The sequence below is a fragment of the Bradyrhizobium sp. IC4059 genome (assembly GCF_020193615.1).
GTDB classification, from domain to species: Bacteria; Pseudomonadota; Alphaproteobacteria; order Rhizobiales; family Xanthobacteraceae; genus Bradyrhizobium; species Bradyrhizobium yuanmingense.
Map to the genome: position 1 here is coordinate 329,752 of NZ_JADYVH010000004.1, position 16,382 is coordinate 346,133.

15 protein-coding genes are annotated in these 16,382 nt (G+C 65.3%); 9 read left to right on the forward strand and 6 right to left on the reverse strand.

From position 1 onward, the window contains the following. Nucleotides 1-2 precede the first annotated feature (2 nt). The 4 genes from I6F12_RS15085 to I6F12_RS15100 all read right to left on the reverse strand — a co-directional run bounded on the left by I6F12_RS15085 (nt 3) and on the right by I6F12_RS15100 (nt 3,335). Entirely contained in the window at nt 3-881 is an 879-nt protein-coding gene (locus tag I6F12_RS15085; RefSeq protein ID WP_035997949.1) for a branched-chain amino acid ABC transporter permease, read from the reverse strand. Nucleotides 882-894: 13 nt separating this feature from the next. After that, complete coding sequence (locus I6F12_RS15090) at nt 895-1,608, reverse strand: ABC transporter ATP-binding protein (RefSeq protein ID WP_035997952.1); 714 nt, start codon at nt 1,606-1,608, stop codon at nt 895-897. Next, on the reverse strand, nt 1,605-2,402 hold the full coding sequence (locus I6F12_RS15095) for an ABC transporter ATP-binding protein (protein WP_225156738.1): 798 nt from the start codon (nt 2,400-2,402) through the stop codon (nt 1,605-1,607). The genes I6F12_RS15090 and I6F12_RS15095 overlap by 4 nt, the downstream gene beginning before the upstream one ends. A gap of 66 nt (nt 2,403-2,468) precedes the next feature. Next, a complete protein-coding gene (locus tag I6F12_RS15100) occupies nt 2,469-3,335 on the reverse strand; it encodes an IclR family transcriptional regulator (protein WP_035997958.1) in 867 nt (288 codons plus the stop codon). Nucleotides 3,336-3,465: 130 nt separating this feature from the next. Here I6F12_RS15100 and I6F12_RS15105 point away from each other — a divergent pair, with 130 nt between their 5' ends. From I6F12_RS15105 to I6F12_RS15135, 7 genes are all read left to right on the forward strand, one after another. After that, nucleotides 3,466-5,562, forward strand: a complete 2,097-nt coding sequence (locus tag I6F12_RS15105; RefSeq protein ID WP_225156739.1) for a 3-hydroxyacyl-CoA dehydrogenase NAD-binding domain-containing protein — start codon at nt 3,466-3,468, stop codon at nt 5,560-5,562. A 158-nt stretch (nt 5,563-5,720) separates the two neighbouring features. Further along, the gene (gene pimA, locus I6F12_RS15110; protein WP_225156740.1) at nt 5,721-7,415 is read left to right on the forward strand and encodes a dicarboxylate--CoA ligase PimA; all 1,695 of its coding nucleotides are present in this window, start codon (nt 5,721-5,723) and stop codon (nt 7,413-7,415) included. 19 nt (nt 7,416-7,434) lie between these two features. Next, entirely contained in the window at nt 7,435-8,625 is a 1,191-nt protein-coding gene (gene pimC / locus I6F12_RS15115) for a pimeloyl-CoA dehydrogenase large subunit (RefSeq protein WP_035997966.1), read from the forward strand. A 183-nt stretch (nt 8,626-8,808) separates the two neighbouring features. Next, nucleotides 8,809-9,951 (forward strand): pimeloyl-CoA dehydrogenase small subunit, encoded by a 1,143-nt coding sequence (pimD, locus tag I6F12_RS15120; RefSeq protein ID WP_109142411.1) that lies wholly within the window; start codon nt 8,809-8,811, stop codon nt 9,949-9,951. A gap of 118 nt (nt 9,952-10,069) precedes the next feature. Beyond that, nucleotides 10,070-10,843 (forward strand): SDR family oxidoreductase, encoded by a 774-nt coding sequence (locus I6F12_RS15125; RefSeq protein WP_109142412.1) that lies wholly within the window; start codon nt 10,070-10,072, stop codon nt 10,841-10,843. Nucleotides 10,844-11,221: 378 nt separating this feature from the next. Beyond that, on the forward strand, nt 11,222-12,727 hold the full coding sequence (gene glpK / locus I6F12_RS15130) for a glycerol kinase GlpK (RefSeq protein WP_035997987.1): 1,506 nt from the start codon (nt 11,222-11,224) through the stop codon (nt 12,725-12,727). 269 nt (nt 12,728-12,996) lie between these two features. Beyond that, a complete protein-coding gene (locus I6F12_RS15135; RefSeq protein WP_225156741.1) occupies nt 12,997-13,590 on the forward strand; it encodes a GNAT family N-acetyltransferase in 594 nt (197 codons plus the stop codon). Nucleotides 13,591-13,720: 130 nt separating this feature from the next. On the opposite strand, the gene I6F12_RS15140 is transcribed toward I6F12_RS15135, so the two are convergent. After that, the gene (locus I6F12_RS15140) at nt 13,721-14,140 is read right to left on the reverse strand and encodes a DUF6636 domain-containing protein (protein ID WP_109142415.1); all 420 of its coding nucleotides are present in this window, start codon (nt 14,138-14,140) and stop codon (nt 13,721-13,723) included. Between the two features lie 11 nt (nt 14,141-14,151). Next, nucleotides 14,152-15,135, reverse strand: coding sequence for a threonine/serine dehydratase (locus I6F12_RS15145; protein WP_225126437.1), 984 nt, complete (start codon nt 15,133-15,135; stop codon nt 14,152-14,154). 27 nt (nt 15,136-15,162) lie between these two features. On the opposite strand from I6F12_RS15145, the gene I6F12_RS15150 reads away from it, so the two are divergent. Further along, complete coding sequence (locus tag I6F12_RS15150; protein ID WP_036021541.1) at nt 15,163-15,465, forward strand: helix-turn-helix domain-containing protein; 303 nt, start codon at nt 15,163-15,165, stop codon at nt 15,463-15,465. Nucleotides 15,466-15,605: 140 nt separating this feature from the next. Then, nucleotides 15,606-16,235 (forward strand): glutathione S-transferase family protein, encoded by a 630-nt coding sequence (locus I6F12_RS15155; protein ID WP_225134610.1) that lies wholly within the window; start codon nt 15,606-15,608, stop codon nt 16,233-16,235. The last annotated feature ends 147 nt before the right edge of the window (nt 16,236-16,382 follow it).

Below are 16,382 nucleotides of genomic sequence, written 5' to 3' on the forward strand. Positions count from 1 at the left end.
GATCAAACTCGCTTGACGATATGCCGGCCGAACAGACCAGCGGGTTTGACGACCAGGACGGAGATGATCAGCGCGAGCGCGATCGGGAGTTTCAGCTCATTGCCGACGCCGGGGATGTAGGTACCGGCCAGATTCTCGAACACGCCGACCAGGAAGCCGCCGACCACGGCGCCGAACGGGCTCGACAGCCCGCCGAGCACCGCCGCGGCGAAGCCGTAGATCAGCACGCCGCCCATCATGTTCGGCTCGAGGAATACGACAGGTGCGATCAGCATGCCGGCGATCGAGCCGATCGCGGTCGCCATGCCCCAGCCGAGCGCGATCATCCAACTCGTGTTGATGCCGACGAGGCGGGCCGATTCGGGCACCGACGCTGCGGCTCGCATCGCAAGGCCGATGCGCGTGTACTGGAAGAAGAAATAGAGCGCGAGCAGCAGCGCCACGGTGACGCCGATCATGCCGGCCTGGTGCGTCGAGATCAGCTGGCTGCCGAGGAACGGTGCGGAGCCGAACGGGGTCGGATATTGCTTGATCGTGAAGTCCCAGATCAGGCCCGCCGAGGAGTTGATGATCGCAAACAGCGCGATGAAGCCGGCGACGTTGGTGAGCACCGGCGCCTTGACGAGCGGCTTGAACAGGATGCGCTCGATCGCGATGCCGGCAACGAAAGAAAATGCCAGCGTGATCAGGAAGGCAGCCCAATAAGACACGCCCCACTGCATCAGCTGCCATGAGATGAAAGTCGAGAACATCGCCATCTCGCCTTGCGCGAAGTTGAGATGGTCGATGGCCTGGTAGATCATGACCACGGCGAGCGCCATGCAGGCATAAATCGCCCCCGTGGCGATGCCGGCCAGGACCTGGTTGGTGAACAGCTCCATTGTGCCGGCTCCCTCAGTAACCCAGATAGGATTTGCGGATTTCTTCGTTGTTCGCGATGTCCTTGGCCTTGCCCGACATCACGATGCGCCCGGTCTCGATCACATAGGCCTGGTCGGCGAGCTCGAGCGCGAGCTGGGCGTTCTGCTCGACCACCAGGATCGAGACCTTGTCCTCGCGGTTGATCTTGCCGAGGATGCCGAACAGGTCGCGCACCACCAGCGGCGCGAGGCCGAAGGAGGGCTCGTCGAGCAGCATCAGCCGCGGACGCAGCATCAGCGCGCGGGCGACCGCGAGCATCTGCTGCTCGCCGCCGGAGAGTGTGCCGGCCTGCTGGGTATGGCGCTGCTTCAACACCGGGAAATGCGCGTACATGCGCTCGATGTCGGAGACGATGCCGGCGCGGTCCTTGCGGGTGATGGCCCCGAGCTGGAGGTTCTCTTCCACCGTCATGTTGGTGAAGGTGCCGCGGCCCTGCGGCACGTGGGCGATGCCGAACCGCACGATGCTCTCGGTCGAACGGTTGTTCAGCGGCTTGCCTTCGAACTCGACGCCGCCGGTGGAACGCACCATGTTGCAGATCGCGCGCAGTGTGGTGGTCTTGCCGGCGCCGTTGGCGCCCAGCAGCGTCACGAGCGAGCCCTCGTTGAGCGAGAAGGAAAGGCCATGGAGCGCCTGGACCTGGCCGTAATAAGCGCGCAGGTCCTTGACGTTGAGCAGTGGCGTCATTGATCCTTGCTCCCGAGATAGGCCTTGATGACGTCCGGGTCCGCCTGCACCTGGGCGGGCGTGCCTTCCGCGAGCTTCTTGCCGAAATTCAGCGCGACGACATGGTCGGCGATCGACATCACGAGGCCCATGTGATGCTCGACCAGGAGCACGGTCATATGGCGCTCGTCGCGGATTTTGCGGATGAGATCGCCGAGCACATGAACTTCCTCGTGGTTGAGGCCGCCGGCGGGTTCGTCGAGCAGCAGGATCTTCGGATCGGCCGCCAGCGCACGCGCCAGCTCGACCCGCTTCTGCGTACCGAACGGTAGGCCGGACACGACGGTATGGGCGACGTCCTCGAGGTCGAGGTAAGCAAGGATCTCGTGCACCTTCTTGTTGATGCTGGTCTCGCTGCGCCGGACCCAGGCAAGCTTCAGGGAGTCGCTGATAATGTCGCTCGAGGTCTTCGAATGGGCGCCGACGCGGACGTTGTCCATCACCGAAAGGTTGGGAAACAGCGCCACGTTCTGGAAGGTGCGGCCGATGCCGATCTCGGCGATCCGGTGCGGCGGCCGCGTCAGGATGCTCACGCCGTCCATCAAGATGTCGCCGGACGACGGCTGATAGAGGCGTGAGAGGCAATTGAAGAGAGTGGTCTTGCCGGCGCCGTTCGGGCCGATCAAGCCGAGGATCTGGCCCTTGTGCATGTCGAAGGACACGCCGTTGAGCGCGACGATGCCGCCGAACACGACGCTGACGTCGCGAACCGCGAGCAGGGGCGATCTACCCTGCGCGAGCTGTGCCTGCGTCATCTCGTCTCGCTCACGTCGTTCAGTGAGCGATGGGGCGATGCGAGCCGCTCCCGATGATGACAAAGGCTATCTGAATCCCTCGGCCACACGCGCAACTTTTCCTCCTGATTTCAGCTTTTTGCTGATGTCTTTTTTTGAATGCGGCATCAGACCCCCGAGCGCCGCTTCGATGTTCCTTACCATCGCCAAGAGACGCGGTCCAATGTCGTTGATCAAACGCTCTTCCGTGAAACGGAATGCGGGCGCGCCGCAATTGAATGCGTAAGGCCCGGTTCCGTCGTTGAGCTTGAGCGCGACGCCGGCGGCGCCGATGTCGTCGTGCCAATCGCCGACCGAAATCGCAAAGCCGTATTTCGCGACCGTCTCGCCGGAACGTTCCAAGCCCTCGCGCATCTTCGGCCAGCGGCTGCCGTAATGTTCGCGCAGGATGCGCGACACTTCGGCGCGACCTTCGTCATCGAGTGCCCAGAAATAGGCGCGGCCCATCGCACTGGTTGCAATCGGCACGCGCGAGCCGACGTCAAGTTGAACGCCGACGGTCTCGCTGCCGCGGCTCTGCCCGAAATAGATCATGCTGTGGCGGTCACGGCCGCCGACGGCGACGGCGCCGCCGGTCGCGCGCATCACCTCTTCGCGGAACGGCTCGGACAAATGCCGAACGCCCAGATTGGCCAGCGCCGCGTAGCCGAGCGACATCGCTGCCGGGGCGAGCTGATACTTCTCGAAGCGAGGAACCGGCGTCAGATAGCCAAGCTTGGTCAGCGTGTAGGTCAGCCGCGACACGGTGGGCTTGGGCAGATTGGTGCGGGACGCAATCTCCTGATTGCCCAGCAGGCCGTCATTGGGTTGGAACGCGCGCAATACTTCCAGTCCGCGGGAAAGCGCGACGACGAAATTCCGATCGGTCGCGGTCTTCTTTCCTGTACGCTTCATCCCTGATCTGCTTCTTGCGCGGAGTCGTTGACAACGTCCGTGCTTCAAAATAACCCTGCCGTCAAGATGCGGAATTAAATTCCGCAATGCGAAATCGAATAAAAGTAAATCCCCACCAAGGAGGGACACCGTGAGCGAAGTGGTCAAGCTTGAGCGTCATGATGAAGTCGGGATCGTCACGGTCAACAGCCCGCCGGTCAATGCGCTGAGTGCCGCAGTCCGCGGCGGGATCCTCGAGTGCATCAAGGCCGCGATCGCCGATCCCGCCATCAAGGGCATCGTGCTGACCTGCGCCGGTCGCACCTTCATTGCCGGTGCCGACATCACCGAGTTCGGCAAGCCGCCGAAGCCGCCCGCGCTCAACGACGTGCTGTCCGAGATCGAAAACTCGCCCAAGCCGGTCGTTGCCGCGATCCACGGCACCGCGCTCGGCGGCGGCCTCGAGGTCGCGCTGGCCTGCCATTTCCGCGTGGCGGTGAAAGAGGCCAAGCTCGGCCTGCCCGAGGTGAAGCTCGGACTTCTGCCCGGCGCCGGTGGCACCCAGCGCCTGCCCCGTGCGGTGGGCCCGGAGCTTGCGGTCAAGATGATCGTCGGCGGCGACCCGATCGGGGCGGCGGAGGCGCTGAAGAACGGCCTGATCGAGGAGATCGTCGAGGGCCCGGCCTCCGGCGGCGAGGCTTTCGTGCGCAAGCTGCTCGCGGAGAAGCGCCCGCTGCGCCGCCTGCGCGACGACGATTCCAAGCTCGCAGCCGCCAAGGCCGACCGCTCGATCTTTACCAATGCGGTCGCCGCCATGACCAAGAAGTCGCGCGGCCTCGAGGCGCCGTTCGCCGCCGCCGATGCCGTCGGCTACGCCATCGACCTGCCGTTCGACGAAGGCCTGAAGAAGGAGCGCGAGGGCTTCCTCAAGCTCGTCGCCAGCGACCAGTCCAAGGCGCAGCGCTACGCCTTCTTCGCCGAGCGCGAGGCCAACAAGATCGCGGGCGTTCCTGAAGGCACCAAGCCGCGGCCCGTGAACCGCGTCGCCATTCTCGGTGCCGGCACCATGGGCGGCGGCATCGCGATGTCCTTCGCCAATGCCGGCATTCCCGTCACCCTGATCGAGACCGGCGAGGAGCAGCTCAAGCGCGGCATGGGCATCATGCAGAAGAACTGGGAGGCGACCGCCGCGCGCGGCGGCATCCCGGCCGATGCGCCCGCCAAGCGCATGGCGCTGATCAACGGCGTCGTCGGCATCGAGAATGTCGGCGATGCCGATCTCGTCATCGAGGCCGTGTTCGAGACCATGGCGGTCAAGAAGGAGGTGTTCGGCAAGCTCGACCAGTACGCCAAGCCGGGCGCCGTGCTCGCCTCCAACACCTCGTATCTCAACATCGACGAGATCGCGAAGTCGACCAAGCGTCCGCAGGACGTGCTCGGCATGCACTTCTTCTCGCCGGCCAACGTCATGAAGCTGTGCGAGATCGTGCGCGCCGACAAGACCGCGCCGGATGCGCTGGTGACTGCGGTGACGATCGCGCGAAAAATCGCGAAGGTGCCGGCCGTGGTCGGCGTCTGCGACGGCTTCGTCGGCAACCGCATGCTGGCCCAGCGCGGCAAGCAGTCCGAGAAGCTGCTGTTCGAGGGCGCGCTGCCGCAGCAGGTCGATGCCGTGGTCACCAAGTTCGGCATGCCGATGGGCCCGTTCGCGATGAGCGATCTCGCCGGCCTCGACATCGGCTGGCGCTCGCGTAAGGACCGCGGCATCAAGTCGGAGATCGCGGACGCGCTGTGCGAGGCCGGCCGCTTCGGCCAGAAGACCGGCAAGGGCTATTACAAGTACGAGCAGGGTTCTCGTGCGCCGCTGCCCGACCCTGATGTCGAGAAGCTGATCGACGAGACCTTGCTGCGTCTCGGCCGCAAGAAGCGCGTCGTCAGCGACGAGGAGATCCTCGAGCGCATGATGTATCCGATGATCAACGAGGGCGCGAAGATCCTGGAAGAGGGTATCGCCGCGCGTCCCAGCGACATCGACGTGGTCTGGCTCTACGGCTATGGCTGGCCGATCTACCGTGGCGGCCCGATGTTCTGGGCCGACAGCGTCGGCCTCAAGCACATCGCCGAGCGCCTCGCCTTCTACGCTAAGGAGACCAACGATCCGAGCCTCGAGCCCGCCCCGCTGCTGAAGAAGCTCGCCGCGGAGGGCAAGACGTTTGCGTCGCTGGCTGCGGAGTCTAAAGCAGCGTGATCGGGGCTTCGTCCCAACCTTCGTCATTCCGGGATGCGCCGCAAGGCGCAGGCCCGGAATCCATAACCCCAGCTGGTGGTTATGGATTCCGGGCTCGCGACTTCGTCGCGCCCCGGAATGACGGTCTGTGTTAGTTGTTCGCTCGAGCAATCAGGAAAATGACCCATCCCGGCGAACAGTTTTATCCCGAGGGCGTGCGGTGGGACGATCCCATCGTCCAGGGCACGCTGCCGGACCTTCTCGCAAAGGCCGCCGCCGATTTCGGCCCGCGCATCGCGCTGGAATTCCGCGACCGGCCCATCAGCTACACCGAGCTCGCAAGCTTGGCCGATCGTGCCGCCGCGGCGTTCCTGCGCGCTGGCATCGGCAGGAACAGCTCGGTCGCGCTGTTCCTCGGCAACACGCCCGATCATCCCGTCAGCTTCTTCGGCGCGCTGAAGGCCGGGGGCCGCGTCGCGCATCTGTCGCCGCTCGACGGCGAGATCGCGCTGACGCACAAGATCACCGATTCCGGCTCGCGCCTGCTCGTCACCTCCAACCTCCAGGCCCTGCTGCCGACCGCGCTGAAATTCCTGGAGAAGGGCCTGATCGACAAGCTCGTCGTCTGCGAGGACGATCATTGGGGCAAGGTCGGCACGCCGCAGGCGGCAATCCCCGACGATCCCCGCATCGTCACCTTCGCGGCTTTCGTCGAGGGCGCCGCCGCGCCGGCGCAATGGCCTGTCGTCGCGGCCGACGACGTCGCGCTGCTGCAATATACCGGCGGCACCACCGGCCTGCCGAAGGGCGCGATGCTCACGCACGGCAATCTCACCTCGGCGGTGTCGATCTACGACGTCTGGGGCAGGCCGGCCCGCGCCGCCCGCGGCGAGACAATCGAGCGCGTGATCTGCGTGCTGCCGCTATTCCACATCTACGCGCTCACGGTGGTGCTGCTGTCCTCGTTCCGCCGCGGCAATCTGATCTCGCTGCATCAGCGCTTCGACGTCGAAGCCGTGATGCGCGACATCGAGGTCAAGCGCGCCACCTATTTCCCCGGCGTGCCGACGATGTGGATCGCGATCGCCGCGCTGCCCGATCTCGACAAACGCGATTTCTCCTCGCTGGTCACCATCGGCTCCGGCGGCGCGCCGCTGCCGGTGGAGATTGCGAGCTTCTTCGAGCGCAAGGTCGGCAAGAAGCTGAAGAGCGGCTGGGGCATGACCGAGACCTGCTCGCCCGGCACCGGCCATCCGCCCGAGGGCCCCGAGAAACCGGGCTCGATCGGCCTGACGCTGCCCGGCATCGAGCTCGACGTCGTCGCGCTCGACGATCCCAGGCGCGTGCTGCCACCGGGTGAGATCGGCGAGATCCGCATCAAGGGCCCGAACGTCACCAAGGGCTACTGGAACAAGCCGGAGGGATCCACGGAAGCCTTCGTCGATGGCCGCTTTCTCACCGGCGACATCGGCTATGTCGATGCCGACGGCTACTTCTTCCTGGTCGACCGCAAGAAGGACATGATCATCTCCGGCGGTTTCAACGTCTATCCGCAGATGATCGAGCAGGCGATCTACACCATCCCGGGCGTGCATGAGGTGATCGTGCTCGGCATTCCCGATCCCTATCGCGGCGAAGCCGCCAAGGCCTTCATCAAGCTGAGGCCCGAGGCAAAGCCGTTCACGCTCGACGAGCTGCGCGCGCAGCTTGCCGGCAAGCTCGGCAGGCACGAATTGCCGGCCGCGGTCGAGTTCGTCGACGACCTGCCGCGGACGCCGGTCGGGAAATTGTCGCGCCACGAATTGCGCCAGCAGCAGAAACCGCTATCCGGGATTCGCGCTGCTGATGCCCCCGCAATGACGAAAATGAAGTAACGTTTCACAGGAGGATCCAATGGATCTCGCATTCACTAGAGAAGAGCAGGCGTTTCGCGACGAAGTGCGGCAGTTCTTCCGCGACAACGTGCCGCCGGATACGCGGCGCAAGCTGGTCGAGGGCCGTCACCTCTCCAAGGACGAGATGGTGACGTGGTGGCGCATCCTCAACAAGAAGGGCTGGGGCGTCAGCCATTGGCCGAAGGAATATGGCGGCACCGGCTGGACCAGCGTGCAGCACTACATCTTCAACGAGGAGCTGCAGTCCTATCCGGCGCCGCAGCCGCTCGCCTTCGGCGTCAGCATGGTCGGCCCCGTCATCTACACCTTCGGCAACGAGGAGCAGAAGAAGAAGTACCTGCCGCGCATCGCCAATGTCGACGATTGGTGGTGCCAGGGCTTTTCGGAGCCCGGCTCCGGCTCCGACCTCGCCTCGCTCAAGACCAAGGCCGAGCGCCGTGGCGACAAATGGATCATCAACGGCCAGAAGACCTGGACCACGCTCGCCCAGCACGCCGACATGATCTTCTGCCTCTGCCGCACCGACAACAACGCCAAGAAGCAGATGGGCATCTCCTTCATCGTGTTCTCGATGAAGTCGAAGGGCGTCACCGTTCGCCCGATCCAGACCATCGACGGCGGCCGTGAGGTCAACGAGGTCTTCTTCGATGACGTCGAGGTTCCCTACGAGAACCTGATCGGCGAGGAGAACAAGGGTTGGGATTACGCCAAGTTCCTGCTCGGCAATGAGCGCACCGGCATCGCCCGCGTCGGCGTCTCCAAGGAGCGCATCCGCCGCATCAAGGATCTGGCCTCGAAGGTCGAATCCGCCGGCAAGCCGATCATCCAGGATCCCGCCTTCCGCGAGAAGCTGGCGGCCTGCGAGATCGAGCTGAAGGCGCTCGAGCTCACCCAGCTGCGCGTCGTCGCCGACGAAGGCAAGCACGGCAAGGGCAAGCCCAATCCGGCCTCCTCGGTGCTGAAGATCAAGGGCTCGGAGATCCAGCAGACCACCACCGAGCTGCTGATGGAAGTGATCGGCCCGTTCGCCGCGCCTTACGACGTGCACGGCGACGATGGCTCGAACGAAGCCATGGACTGGACCGCCCAGATCGCGCCGAGCTACTTCAACAACCGCAAGGTCTCGATCTACGGCGGCTCCAACGAGATCCAGCGCAACATCATCGCCAAGGCGGTGCTGGGGCTGTGATCTGCCACCTCTCTGCGACCGCGGGGAGGGCAATATTTCCACCGTCATTCCGGGGCGCGACGAAGTCGCGAACCCGGAATCCATCGGGCCCATACACTGAGGCGAAATGGATTCCGGGCCTGGCCCTTCGGGCCATCCCGGAATGACGAAGTCAAATAAGTCCGGGTACGAGGAACCAAAGAAATGGATTTTGATCTGTCCGAGGAGCAGCGGCTTCTCAAGGAAAGCATCGACGGCCTGCTGACCGATTCCTACGATTTCGAGCAGCGCAAGAAGTACATGGCGGAGAAGGGCGGCTGGAGCAAAACGGTCTGGCTCAAGCTCGCCGAGCAGGGACTTTTGGGCCTGCCCTTCAGCGAGGCTGACGGCGGCTTCGGCGGCGGCGGTGTCGAGACCATGATCGTGATGGAAGCGCTCGGGAAGGCGCTGGTGCTCGAGCCCTATCTGGCGACGGTGGTGATCGGCGGCGGCTTCCTGCGTCATGCCGGCACCGATGCGCAGAAGGCCGCGCACGTGCCCGGCATCATCGACGGCAGCAAGACGTTTGCGTTCGCCCAGCTCGAGAAGAACTCGCGCTACGATCTGTTCGACGTCGTCACGACCGCGAAGAAGAAGGGCGACGCCTACGTGATCGACGGCGAGAAGTTCGTCGTGCTGAACGGCGAGAACGCGGACACCCTGATCGTCACCGCGCGCACCAAGGGCGACCGCCGCGACAAGTCAGGCATCGGCGTGTTTCTGGTTCCGGCCAATGCCAAGGGCGTCGCGAAAAAGTCCTATCCGACCCAGGACGGCCTGCACGCCGCCGACATCACCTTCACCGGTGTCGAGGTCGGTCCCGACGCCGTGCTCGGCAACCCCGAGGATTCGCTCGCGCTGATCGAGCGCGTGGTGGACGAAGCCCGCGTCGCGCTCTGCGCCGAGGCGGTCGGCCTGATGGACGAATCGCTCAAGACCACGGTCGAGTACATCAAGACGCGCAAGCAATTCGGCGTCGCGATCGGCTCGTTCCAGTCGCTGCAGCACCGCGCCTCCGACATGTTCGTCGCCACCGAGCAGGCGCGCTCGATGTCGATGTTCGCGACCATGGCGAACGACTTCGAGGACGCCAAGGAGCGCAGCAACGCGATCGCCGCGGCCAAGGTGCAGATCGGCAAGTCGCTGAAATTCGTCGGCCAGCAGTCGATCCAGCTCCACGGCGGCATCGGCATGACCATGGAGGCCAAGATCGGCCACTACTTCAAGCGCCTCACCATGATCGAGAACACCTTCGGCGACACCGACTACCACCAGCGCCGCGTCGCAGACGCGGGCGGGTTGATCTGACCTGTCATCCCGGGGCGCGCGAAGCGCGAGCCCGGGATCCATAGCCACGATCGGGAGTATGGATTCCGGGCTCGCGCCAAGAGGCGCGCCCCGGAATGACCAGGAGGAGGCAACAACAATGAAGAACACCCCGTTCGATCTCACCGGCAAGGTCGCCGTGGTCACCGGCTCCAGCCGCGGCATCGGCCGCTCCTCCGCCGAGTTGCTCGCCAAGTTAGGCGCCAAGGTGGTTGTCTCCTCGCGCAAGGCCGACGCTTGCAAGGAAGTCGCCGACGGCATCAATGCCGCTGGCGGCGATGCCATCGTCATTCCCTGCAACATCGCGCGCAAGAACGAGGTCGAGGCGCTGATCGCGGGCGCGACGAAGCATTACGGCAAGATCGACATTCTCGTCTGCAACGCCGCCGTGAATCCCTATTACGGCCCGCTGCTCGAAATCACCGACGAAGCCTTCGACAAGATCATGGGCTCGAACGTCAAGAGCAACATCTGGCTCTCCGCGCTCGCGATCCCGCAAATGGCCGAGCGCGGCAAGGGCTCGGTGATCATCATCTCCTCGATCGGGGGCCTGCGCGGCTCCACCGTGATTGGCGCCTACGGCATCTCCAAGGCCGCCGACTTCGCGCTGTGCCGTTCGCTCGCCGGCGAATGGGGTCCGAAAGGCGTCCGCGTCAACTGCATCGCGCCCGGCCTGGTCAAGACCGACTTCGCCCGCGCGCTCTGGGAAGACGAAGCCAATCTGAAGCGCCGCACCGCCACCACGCCGCTCCGCCGCATCGGCGAGCCCGACGAGATCGCCGGCGCCGTCGCCTATCTCGCCTCCGACGCCTCTAGCTTCATGACCGGCCAAACCATCGTCATCGACGGCGGCGTGACGACGGCGGCGGTGTAGGGTTCTTCCCCTCTCCCCTTGCGGGAGAGGGTGGCATAGGCGGCCTTCGGCCGCCGTTCTCAAGAACGCCGATGCTTCGCATCGGCTATGGCGAAGCGGCGAGACGGGTGAGGGGTATCCCTCCGCACGTGACTCTTTTGCGGCTGTGTTCGCCGAAGCATACCCCTCATCCGGCGCCGTAGCCGAAGCCTTGCTTCGGCGTTCTTGAGAACGGCGGCCGACGGCCGCCTATGCCACCTTCTCCCACAAGGGGAGAAGGAAGGGCAGCGGCCCCCACTGATCCAAACCTTGACCTTGCCGCCCTAATCCGCTCCCTTTGGCGCGACACAATGACCCCTCCAGGGAAGACGCCCAAAGAAAACGCCAAGGTAAGCCGCCATGTCTTTCGTCCTCGCCATCGACCAGGGCACCACCTCTTCGCGCGCGATCGTGTTTCGCGGCGATATTTCCATCGCGGCGAAGGCGCAGGCCGAGTTTCCGCAGCATTTTCCGGCCTCCGGCTGGGTCGAGCACGAGCCGGAGGACATCTGGACCTCGACCGTGATGGTCTGCCGCGAAGCGATCGAGCATGCCGGGATCACCGCAAAGGACATCGCCGCGATCGGCATCACCAACCAGCGCGAGACCACCGTGGTGTGGGACCGCGCCACCGGCCAGGCCGTGCACCGCGCCATTGTCTGGCAGGACCGCCGCACCGCCGACATCTGCGCCAAGCTCAAGGCAGAAGGCCGCGAGCCCGTGATCTCTGAGAAGACCGGCCTGATCATCGATCCCTATTTCTCCGGAACCAAAGTCGCCTGGATCCTCGACCACGTCCCCGGCGCCCGCGCGCGCGCCGCGCGCGGCGAATTGATGTTCGGCACCATCGATTGCTATCTGCTCTGGCGCCTCACCGGCGGCAAGGTGCACGCCACCGACGCCACCAACGCCTCGCGCACGCTGCTGTTCAACATCCACACCGGCGCGTGGGACGACGAGCTGCTGGAGATCATCGGCGTGCCTCGCTCGATGCTGCCCGAGGTGAAGGATTCCTCCGCCCGCTTCGGCGAGAGCACGCCGGACCTGTTCGGCGGCCCCATCGTCATCGCCGGCATCGCCGGCGACCAGCAGGCCGCCACCATCGGCCAGGCCTGCTTCCGCCCGGGCATGATGAAGTCGACCTACGGCACCGGTTGTTTCGCGCTGCTCAACACCGGCACCACGCCCGTCGTCTCCAAGAACAAGCTGCTCACCACCGTCGCCTATCAGCTCGATGGCAAACGCACCTACGCGCTGGAAGGCTCGATCTTCGTCGCCGGCTCCGCTGTGCAATGGCTGCGCGACGGCCTCGGCATCATCAAGCATGCCGCCGAAACCGGACCGCTTGCCGATCAGTCGGACTCCATGCAGAGCGTCTACCTGGTCCCCGCCTTCGTCGGCATGGGCGCGCCCTATTGGAATCCGCGCGTCCGCGGCGCGCTGTTCGGCCTCACCCGCAACACCGGCCCCGCCGAGCTCGCCCATGCCGCGCTGGAAAGCGTCTGCTACCAGACCTTCGATCTCTGGGCCGCAATGCGCGCGGACTGGCCGAGTTCGGAAACCGCAAGCGTCGTGCTCCGCGTCGACGGGGGCATGACCGCCTCCGACTGGACCATGCAGCGCCTCGCCGATCTCCTGGATGCGCCGGTCGACCGCCCGGTGATCCAGGAGACCACGGCGCTGGGCGCCGCCTACCTCGCTGGCCTCCAGGCGGGCGTTTATCCCGAGCCGACCAAGTTCGCCGACAATTGGCGCCTCGAGCACCGCTTCAAGCCCAACATGAGCCAGGCCACGCGCGAGCGGAAGCTCGCCGGCTGGGCGCGCGCGGTAAAGGGCGTGCTGGCGAGCGACGAGGGGGAGGGGTAGCGGCAAATGTCGTAGCCCGGATGGAGCGCAGCGTAATCCGGGTCCGCTGTCGATGGTGGCACAAATCCCGGATTGCGCTGCGCTCCATCCGGGCTACACCACCGCCTCTACACCGTCATTGCGAGGAGCTCTTGCGACGAAGCAATCCAGACTGCCTCTGCGGAAAAATCCTGGATTGCTTCGCTGCGCTCGCAATGACGGAGTGTGGCGCTGCTGTGGTGCCTCAAACGGCGCCGCCCGCTAATCGCTAACAAAAGAAGAAACGAAGCATGATCGTCCCCGACGGCTATTCCGACGTCCCGAACGGCAAGATCGCCGCAATCGTCACCCATCTGGAGATGACTGCACCGCCCGCGCGCCGCGATGATCCGCCCGGCGCCTGGACCTTGCGCAAGGTCGATGCCCCCGCGCTTCCCTGGTACCGCGATCTCTTCCGCCGCGTCGGCGAGGGCTGGCTGTGGTTCTCGCGCGCGCGCATGACCGACGCCGAGCTCGCCGCGATCATCCATGCGCCTGGAATCGAGGTCTATGCCCTCGTCCTCGACGGCCGCGACGAAGGCCTGCTCGAGCTCGACTTCCGCGAGCGCGGCCAGTGCGAGCTGACCTATTTCGGCGTCACCGCTGGCCTCATCGGCACCGGCGCCGCCCGCTTCCTGATGAACCGCGCGCTGGAGCGCGCCTGGTCGCGCGACGTCCGCCGCGTCTGGGTCCACACCTGCACGCTCGACCATCCCTCCGCCGTCGCGTTCTATCAACGCTCCGGCTTCCGCGCGTTTCGCCGCCAGATCGAAGTGGCGGATGATCCGCGGCTTGATGGCCCGGCGCCGCGCGATGCGGCGAAGCACGTGCCGATCATTGAATAGTGCGCGACTGCCTCCTCACCGTCATTGCGAGGAGCCCTTGCGACGAAGCAATCCAGAGTCCGCACGGAGAGATTCTGGATTGCTTCGCTGCGCTCGCAATGATGGGAGTCTGCGCTGCCGTTCTACGATCTCAAAACACCTCCTGCTTCCCCCGCGCCAGCGAAAAACCCCGCTGCATCGCATTGAAGCACGTCAATCCCGTCTGCTCCGACCGGCACGTGAATCCCCCGCGCTGCCACACCTCGCCATAGGCCAGCACCGGCAGTGAGGGGTCCATCACGGTGTCGCCGGCGCAGATGCGGCTTGCTGCGCCCTTCGCGCTCATCTCGAAGGCGTGGCCCCAGTCGAGCTCGCAATCGGCGGGCCGGCGCGGGCGCACGTCCATGTTCATGATGTCGCAGCGGAGCACGCCCTGTCCGTTGTCGGTGAAGAACTGGCAGGCGATGTTCTTCGACGGCGTCAGAAAGCCGATCGGGCGGTCCTGCGCGTGGGCGGCGCCGATCATCGGCAGCAGGATCGCCATCAGGACCAGTCCGCGCGGTCGCGTCATGTCATTCCCGCTCAGCTCTCGAAAGTCACCGCCGTCGTGTTTGCCCCGCAGACCAGAACTGCGACGCGCTCGGTAGGTGAGGGACGATAGCGGCCGGAGAGCACCGCGGCAAATGCAGCTGCGCCGCCGGGCTCGGCCACGAGGCGCAAGTGCGACCACAGCGCAGCCTGCGCCTGCCGGATCGCATCGTCGCTGACCAGGACGACGCGCTCGACATTTGCCCGCGCGACCGGAAACATCAGCTCGCCGACACGCCGCGGCGCAAGGCTGTCGGCGGCGATGCCGCCGGCCGGCGCATCGACCGGTGCACCCGCCTCGAACGCGGCGTGCAGGGTCGGCGATTGCTCCGGCTCGACCGCGACGATGCGTGTCCGGCCGCCGTACCACGCGGCAATGCCGCCGATCAGCCCGCCGCCGCCGACCGCCACCAGCAGCGTGTCGATGCCGGGCGCATCCTGCTCAAGCTCCAGCCCGACGCTGCCCTGGCCGAGCAGGGTTTCGGCTTGATCGTAGGCATGGACGGCCAGCGCGCCGGTCTGCGCGACATGCGCCTCGCTCGCGGCGAGCGCATCGGCGTAGCGGCTGCCGGCGATCACGAGCTTTGCGCCATAGGTCCTGATCCGCTCGGCCTTGGCCGGCGAGGTGATGTCGGGCACGAAGATCGTGGCGGGAATGCCGAGCCGATGCGCGGCATAGGCAACGGCGGCGCCGTGATTGCCGCCGGACGCGGCGACCACACCGGCCTGCGGCACCTGCCGCAGCAGCAGATTGGCGAAGGCGCCGCGCGCCTTGAACGATCCGGAATGCTGCAGCATCTCGAGCTTGAAGGTAACAGGCGCGGCCGGCAGGCCGAAATCGGCGAGGTCGGCCTGAACAAGCGGCGTGCGCCTGATATGCGGACGGATGACCGGCTCGGTCGCCGCAATCCGCTCCCGTGTGATGTCCATTGTCGCTGTCATGATGCCGTCCAGGATAACCCAACTGAGAGTTGACATCAATTAGGTAATTAGCAAAATGGCTAAATGAAATTTGCCGTCGCCCTGCGCGCGCTCGCCAACGAACGCCGCCTGCAGATCCTGGAATGGCTGCGGGATCCGCGGAAGCATTTTCGCGAGCAGGAAGACGGCGACCTGGTCGAGGACGGTGTCTGCGGATTGCTGATCGCCGAAAAGCTCGGGGTCAGCGCGCCGACATTGAGCGAGCACATGCGGGTGCTGACGGCAGCCAAGCTGGTGCGCGCCAAGCGGATCAAGCAGTGGACGATGTACAAGCGCAACGAGACCGCCATTGCCGCGATCAAGCGCTCGATCCAGGACGGCCTTTGAGCGTGGTGCGCGGTGAGGCCGTCGCGGGTCGTTGCAGCCGGCGCAATGCTCCGTTTCCGAGATATTTGTTGCGCCGCGCCGAGCTGGTCGTGGAGACTGATCGGCCCTGCCTTGTTCAATGATAGAGAAGAGCGAGAACCATGTTCCTGATCGGCCAATATGATTCCCCCTTCGTCCGCCGCGTCGCGATTGCGCTCCGGCTTTACGGGCTCGCCTTCGAGCACAGGCCATGGTCGACCTTCGGCGATGCCGACAAGATCGCGCCGTACAATCCGCTCCGCCGCGTGCCGACCTTGGTGCTCGACGACGGTGAGGCTTTGATCGAGAGCACGATCATCCTCGATTATCTCGATGACCTCGTCGGCGCGGACAAGGCCATGCTGCCGCGCGGCGGCACCGAGCGGCGCAAGCATTTGCGCATCTGCGCGCTCGCTTCCGGCCTCGGCGACAAGGCGGTGAGCCTGCTCTACGAGCGCGTGCTGCGGAAGGAGCAGCTCGCGCTGTGGGTCGAGCGTTGCCAGGCGCAGATCGCGGACGTGCTGAAAGTGCTCGAGGCCGAGCGCGCCAAGGTGACGACGCCGTATTGGCTGGGCGACCGCATCGGCCACGCCGACGTTGCCGTCGCCTGTGTCGTCCGCTTCACCCGCGAAGCGCATCCGCAGCTGTTCGATGCCGCGCGCTATCCGGCGCTCGCGGCCCATAGCGAGCGTTGCGAGGCACTGGCGCCGTTCAAGGAGATCGTGCAGCCGCTGTCCCCGCCGAAGGGGTGAAGCGCTCTGTCATTCCGGGGCGCGCGAAGCGCGAGCCCGGAATCCGTGCAGCGGATGATGTGGAGCAATGGATTCCGGGCTCGCGCCAAGAGGCGCGCCCCGGAATGACAGCGCGGGGCCTGGCGAGAGTATCGGACGGCCACCGCA

Bases quoted from the DNA above. Each gene is read 5' to 3' on its own strand.
- I6F12_RS15145 (WP_225126437.1), bottom strand. From the start codon at position 15,135: ATGTCAACTCTCAGTTGGGTTATCCTGGACGGCATCATGACAGCGACA.
- I6F12_RS15150 (WP_036021541.1), top strand. From the start codon at position 15,163: ATGAAATTTGCCGTCGCCCTGCGCGCGCTCGCCAACGAACGCCGCCTG.
- I6F12_RS15085 (WP_035997949.1), bottom strand. From the start codon at position 881: ATGGAGCTGTTCACCAACCAGGTCCTGGCCGGCATCGCCACGGGGGCG.
- I6F12_RS15135 (WP_225156741.1), top strand. From the start codon at position 12,997: ATGATCGTCCCCGACGGCTATTCCGACGTCCCGAACGGCAAGATCGCC.
- I6F12_RS15155 (WP_225134610.1), top strand. From the start codon at position 15,606: ATGTTCCTGATCGGCCAATATGATTCCCCCTTCGTCCGCCGCGTCGCG.
- I6F12_RS15100 (WP_035997958.1), bottom strand. From the start codon at position 3,335: ATGAAGCGTACAGGAAAGAAGACCGCGACCGATCGGAATTTCGTCGTC.
- I6F12_RS15125 (WP_109142412.1), top strand. From the start codon at position 10,070: ATGAAGAACACCCCGTTCGATCTCACCGGCAAGGTCGCCGTGGTCACC.
- pimD (WP_109142411.1), top strand. From the start codon at position 8,809: ATGGATTTTGATCTGTCCGAGGAGCAGCGGCTTCTCAAGGAAAGCATC.
- pimA (WP_225156740.1), top strand. From the start codon at position 5,721: ATGACCCATCCCGGCGAACAGTTTTATCCCGAGGGCGTGCGGTGGGAC.
- glpK (WP_035997987.1), top strand. From the start codon at position 11,222: ATGTCTTTCGTCCTCGCCATCGACCAGGGCACCACCTCTTCGCGCGCG.
- I6F12_RS15090 (WP_035997952.1), bottom strand. From the start codon at position 1,608: ATGACGCCACTGCTCAACGTCAAGGACCTGCGCGCTTATTACGGCCAG.
- I6F12_RS15140 (WP_109142415.1), bottom strand. From the start codon at position 14,140: ATGACGCGACCGCGCGGACTGGTCCTGATGGCGATCCTGCTGCCGATG.
- pimC (WP_035997966.1), top strand. From the start codon at position 7,435: ATGGATCTCGCATTCACTAGAGAAGAGCAGGCGTTTCGCGACGAAGTG.
- I6F12_RS15095 (WP_225156738.1), bottom strand. From the start codon at position 2,402: ATGACGCAGGCACAGCTCGCGCAGGGTAGATCGCCCCTGCTCGCGGTT.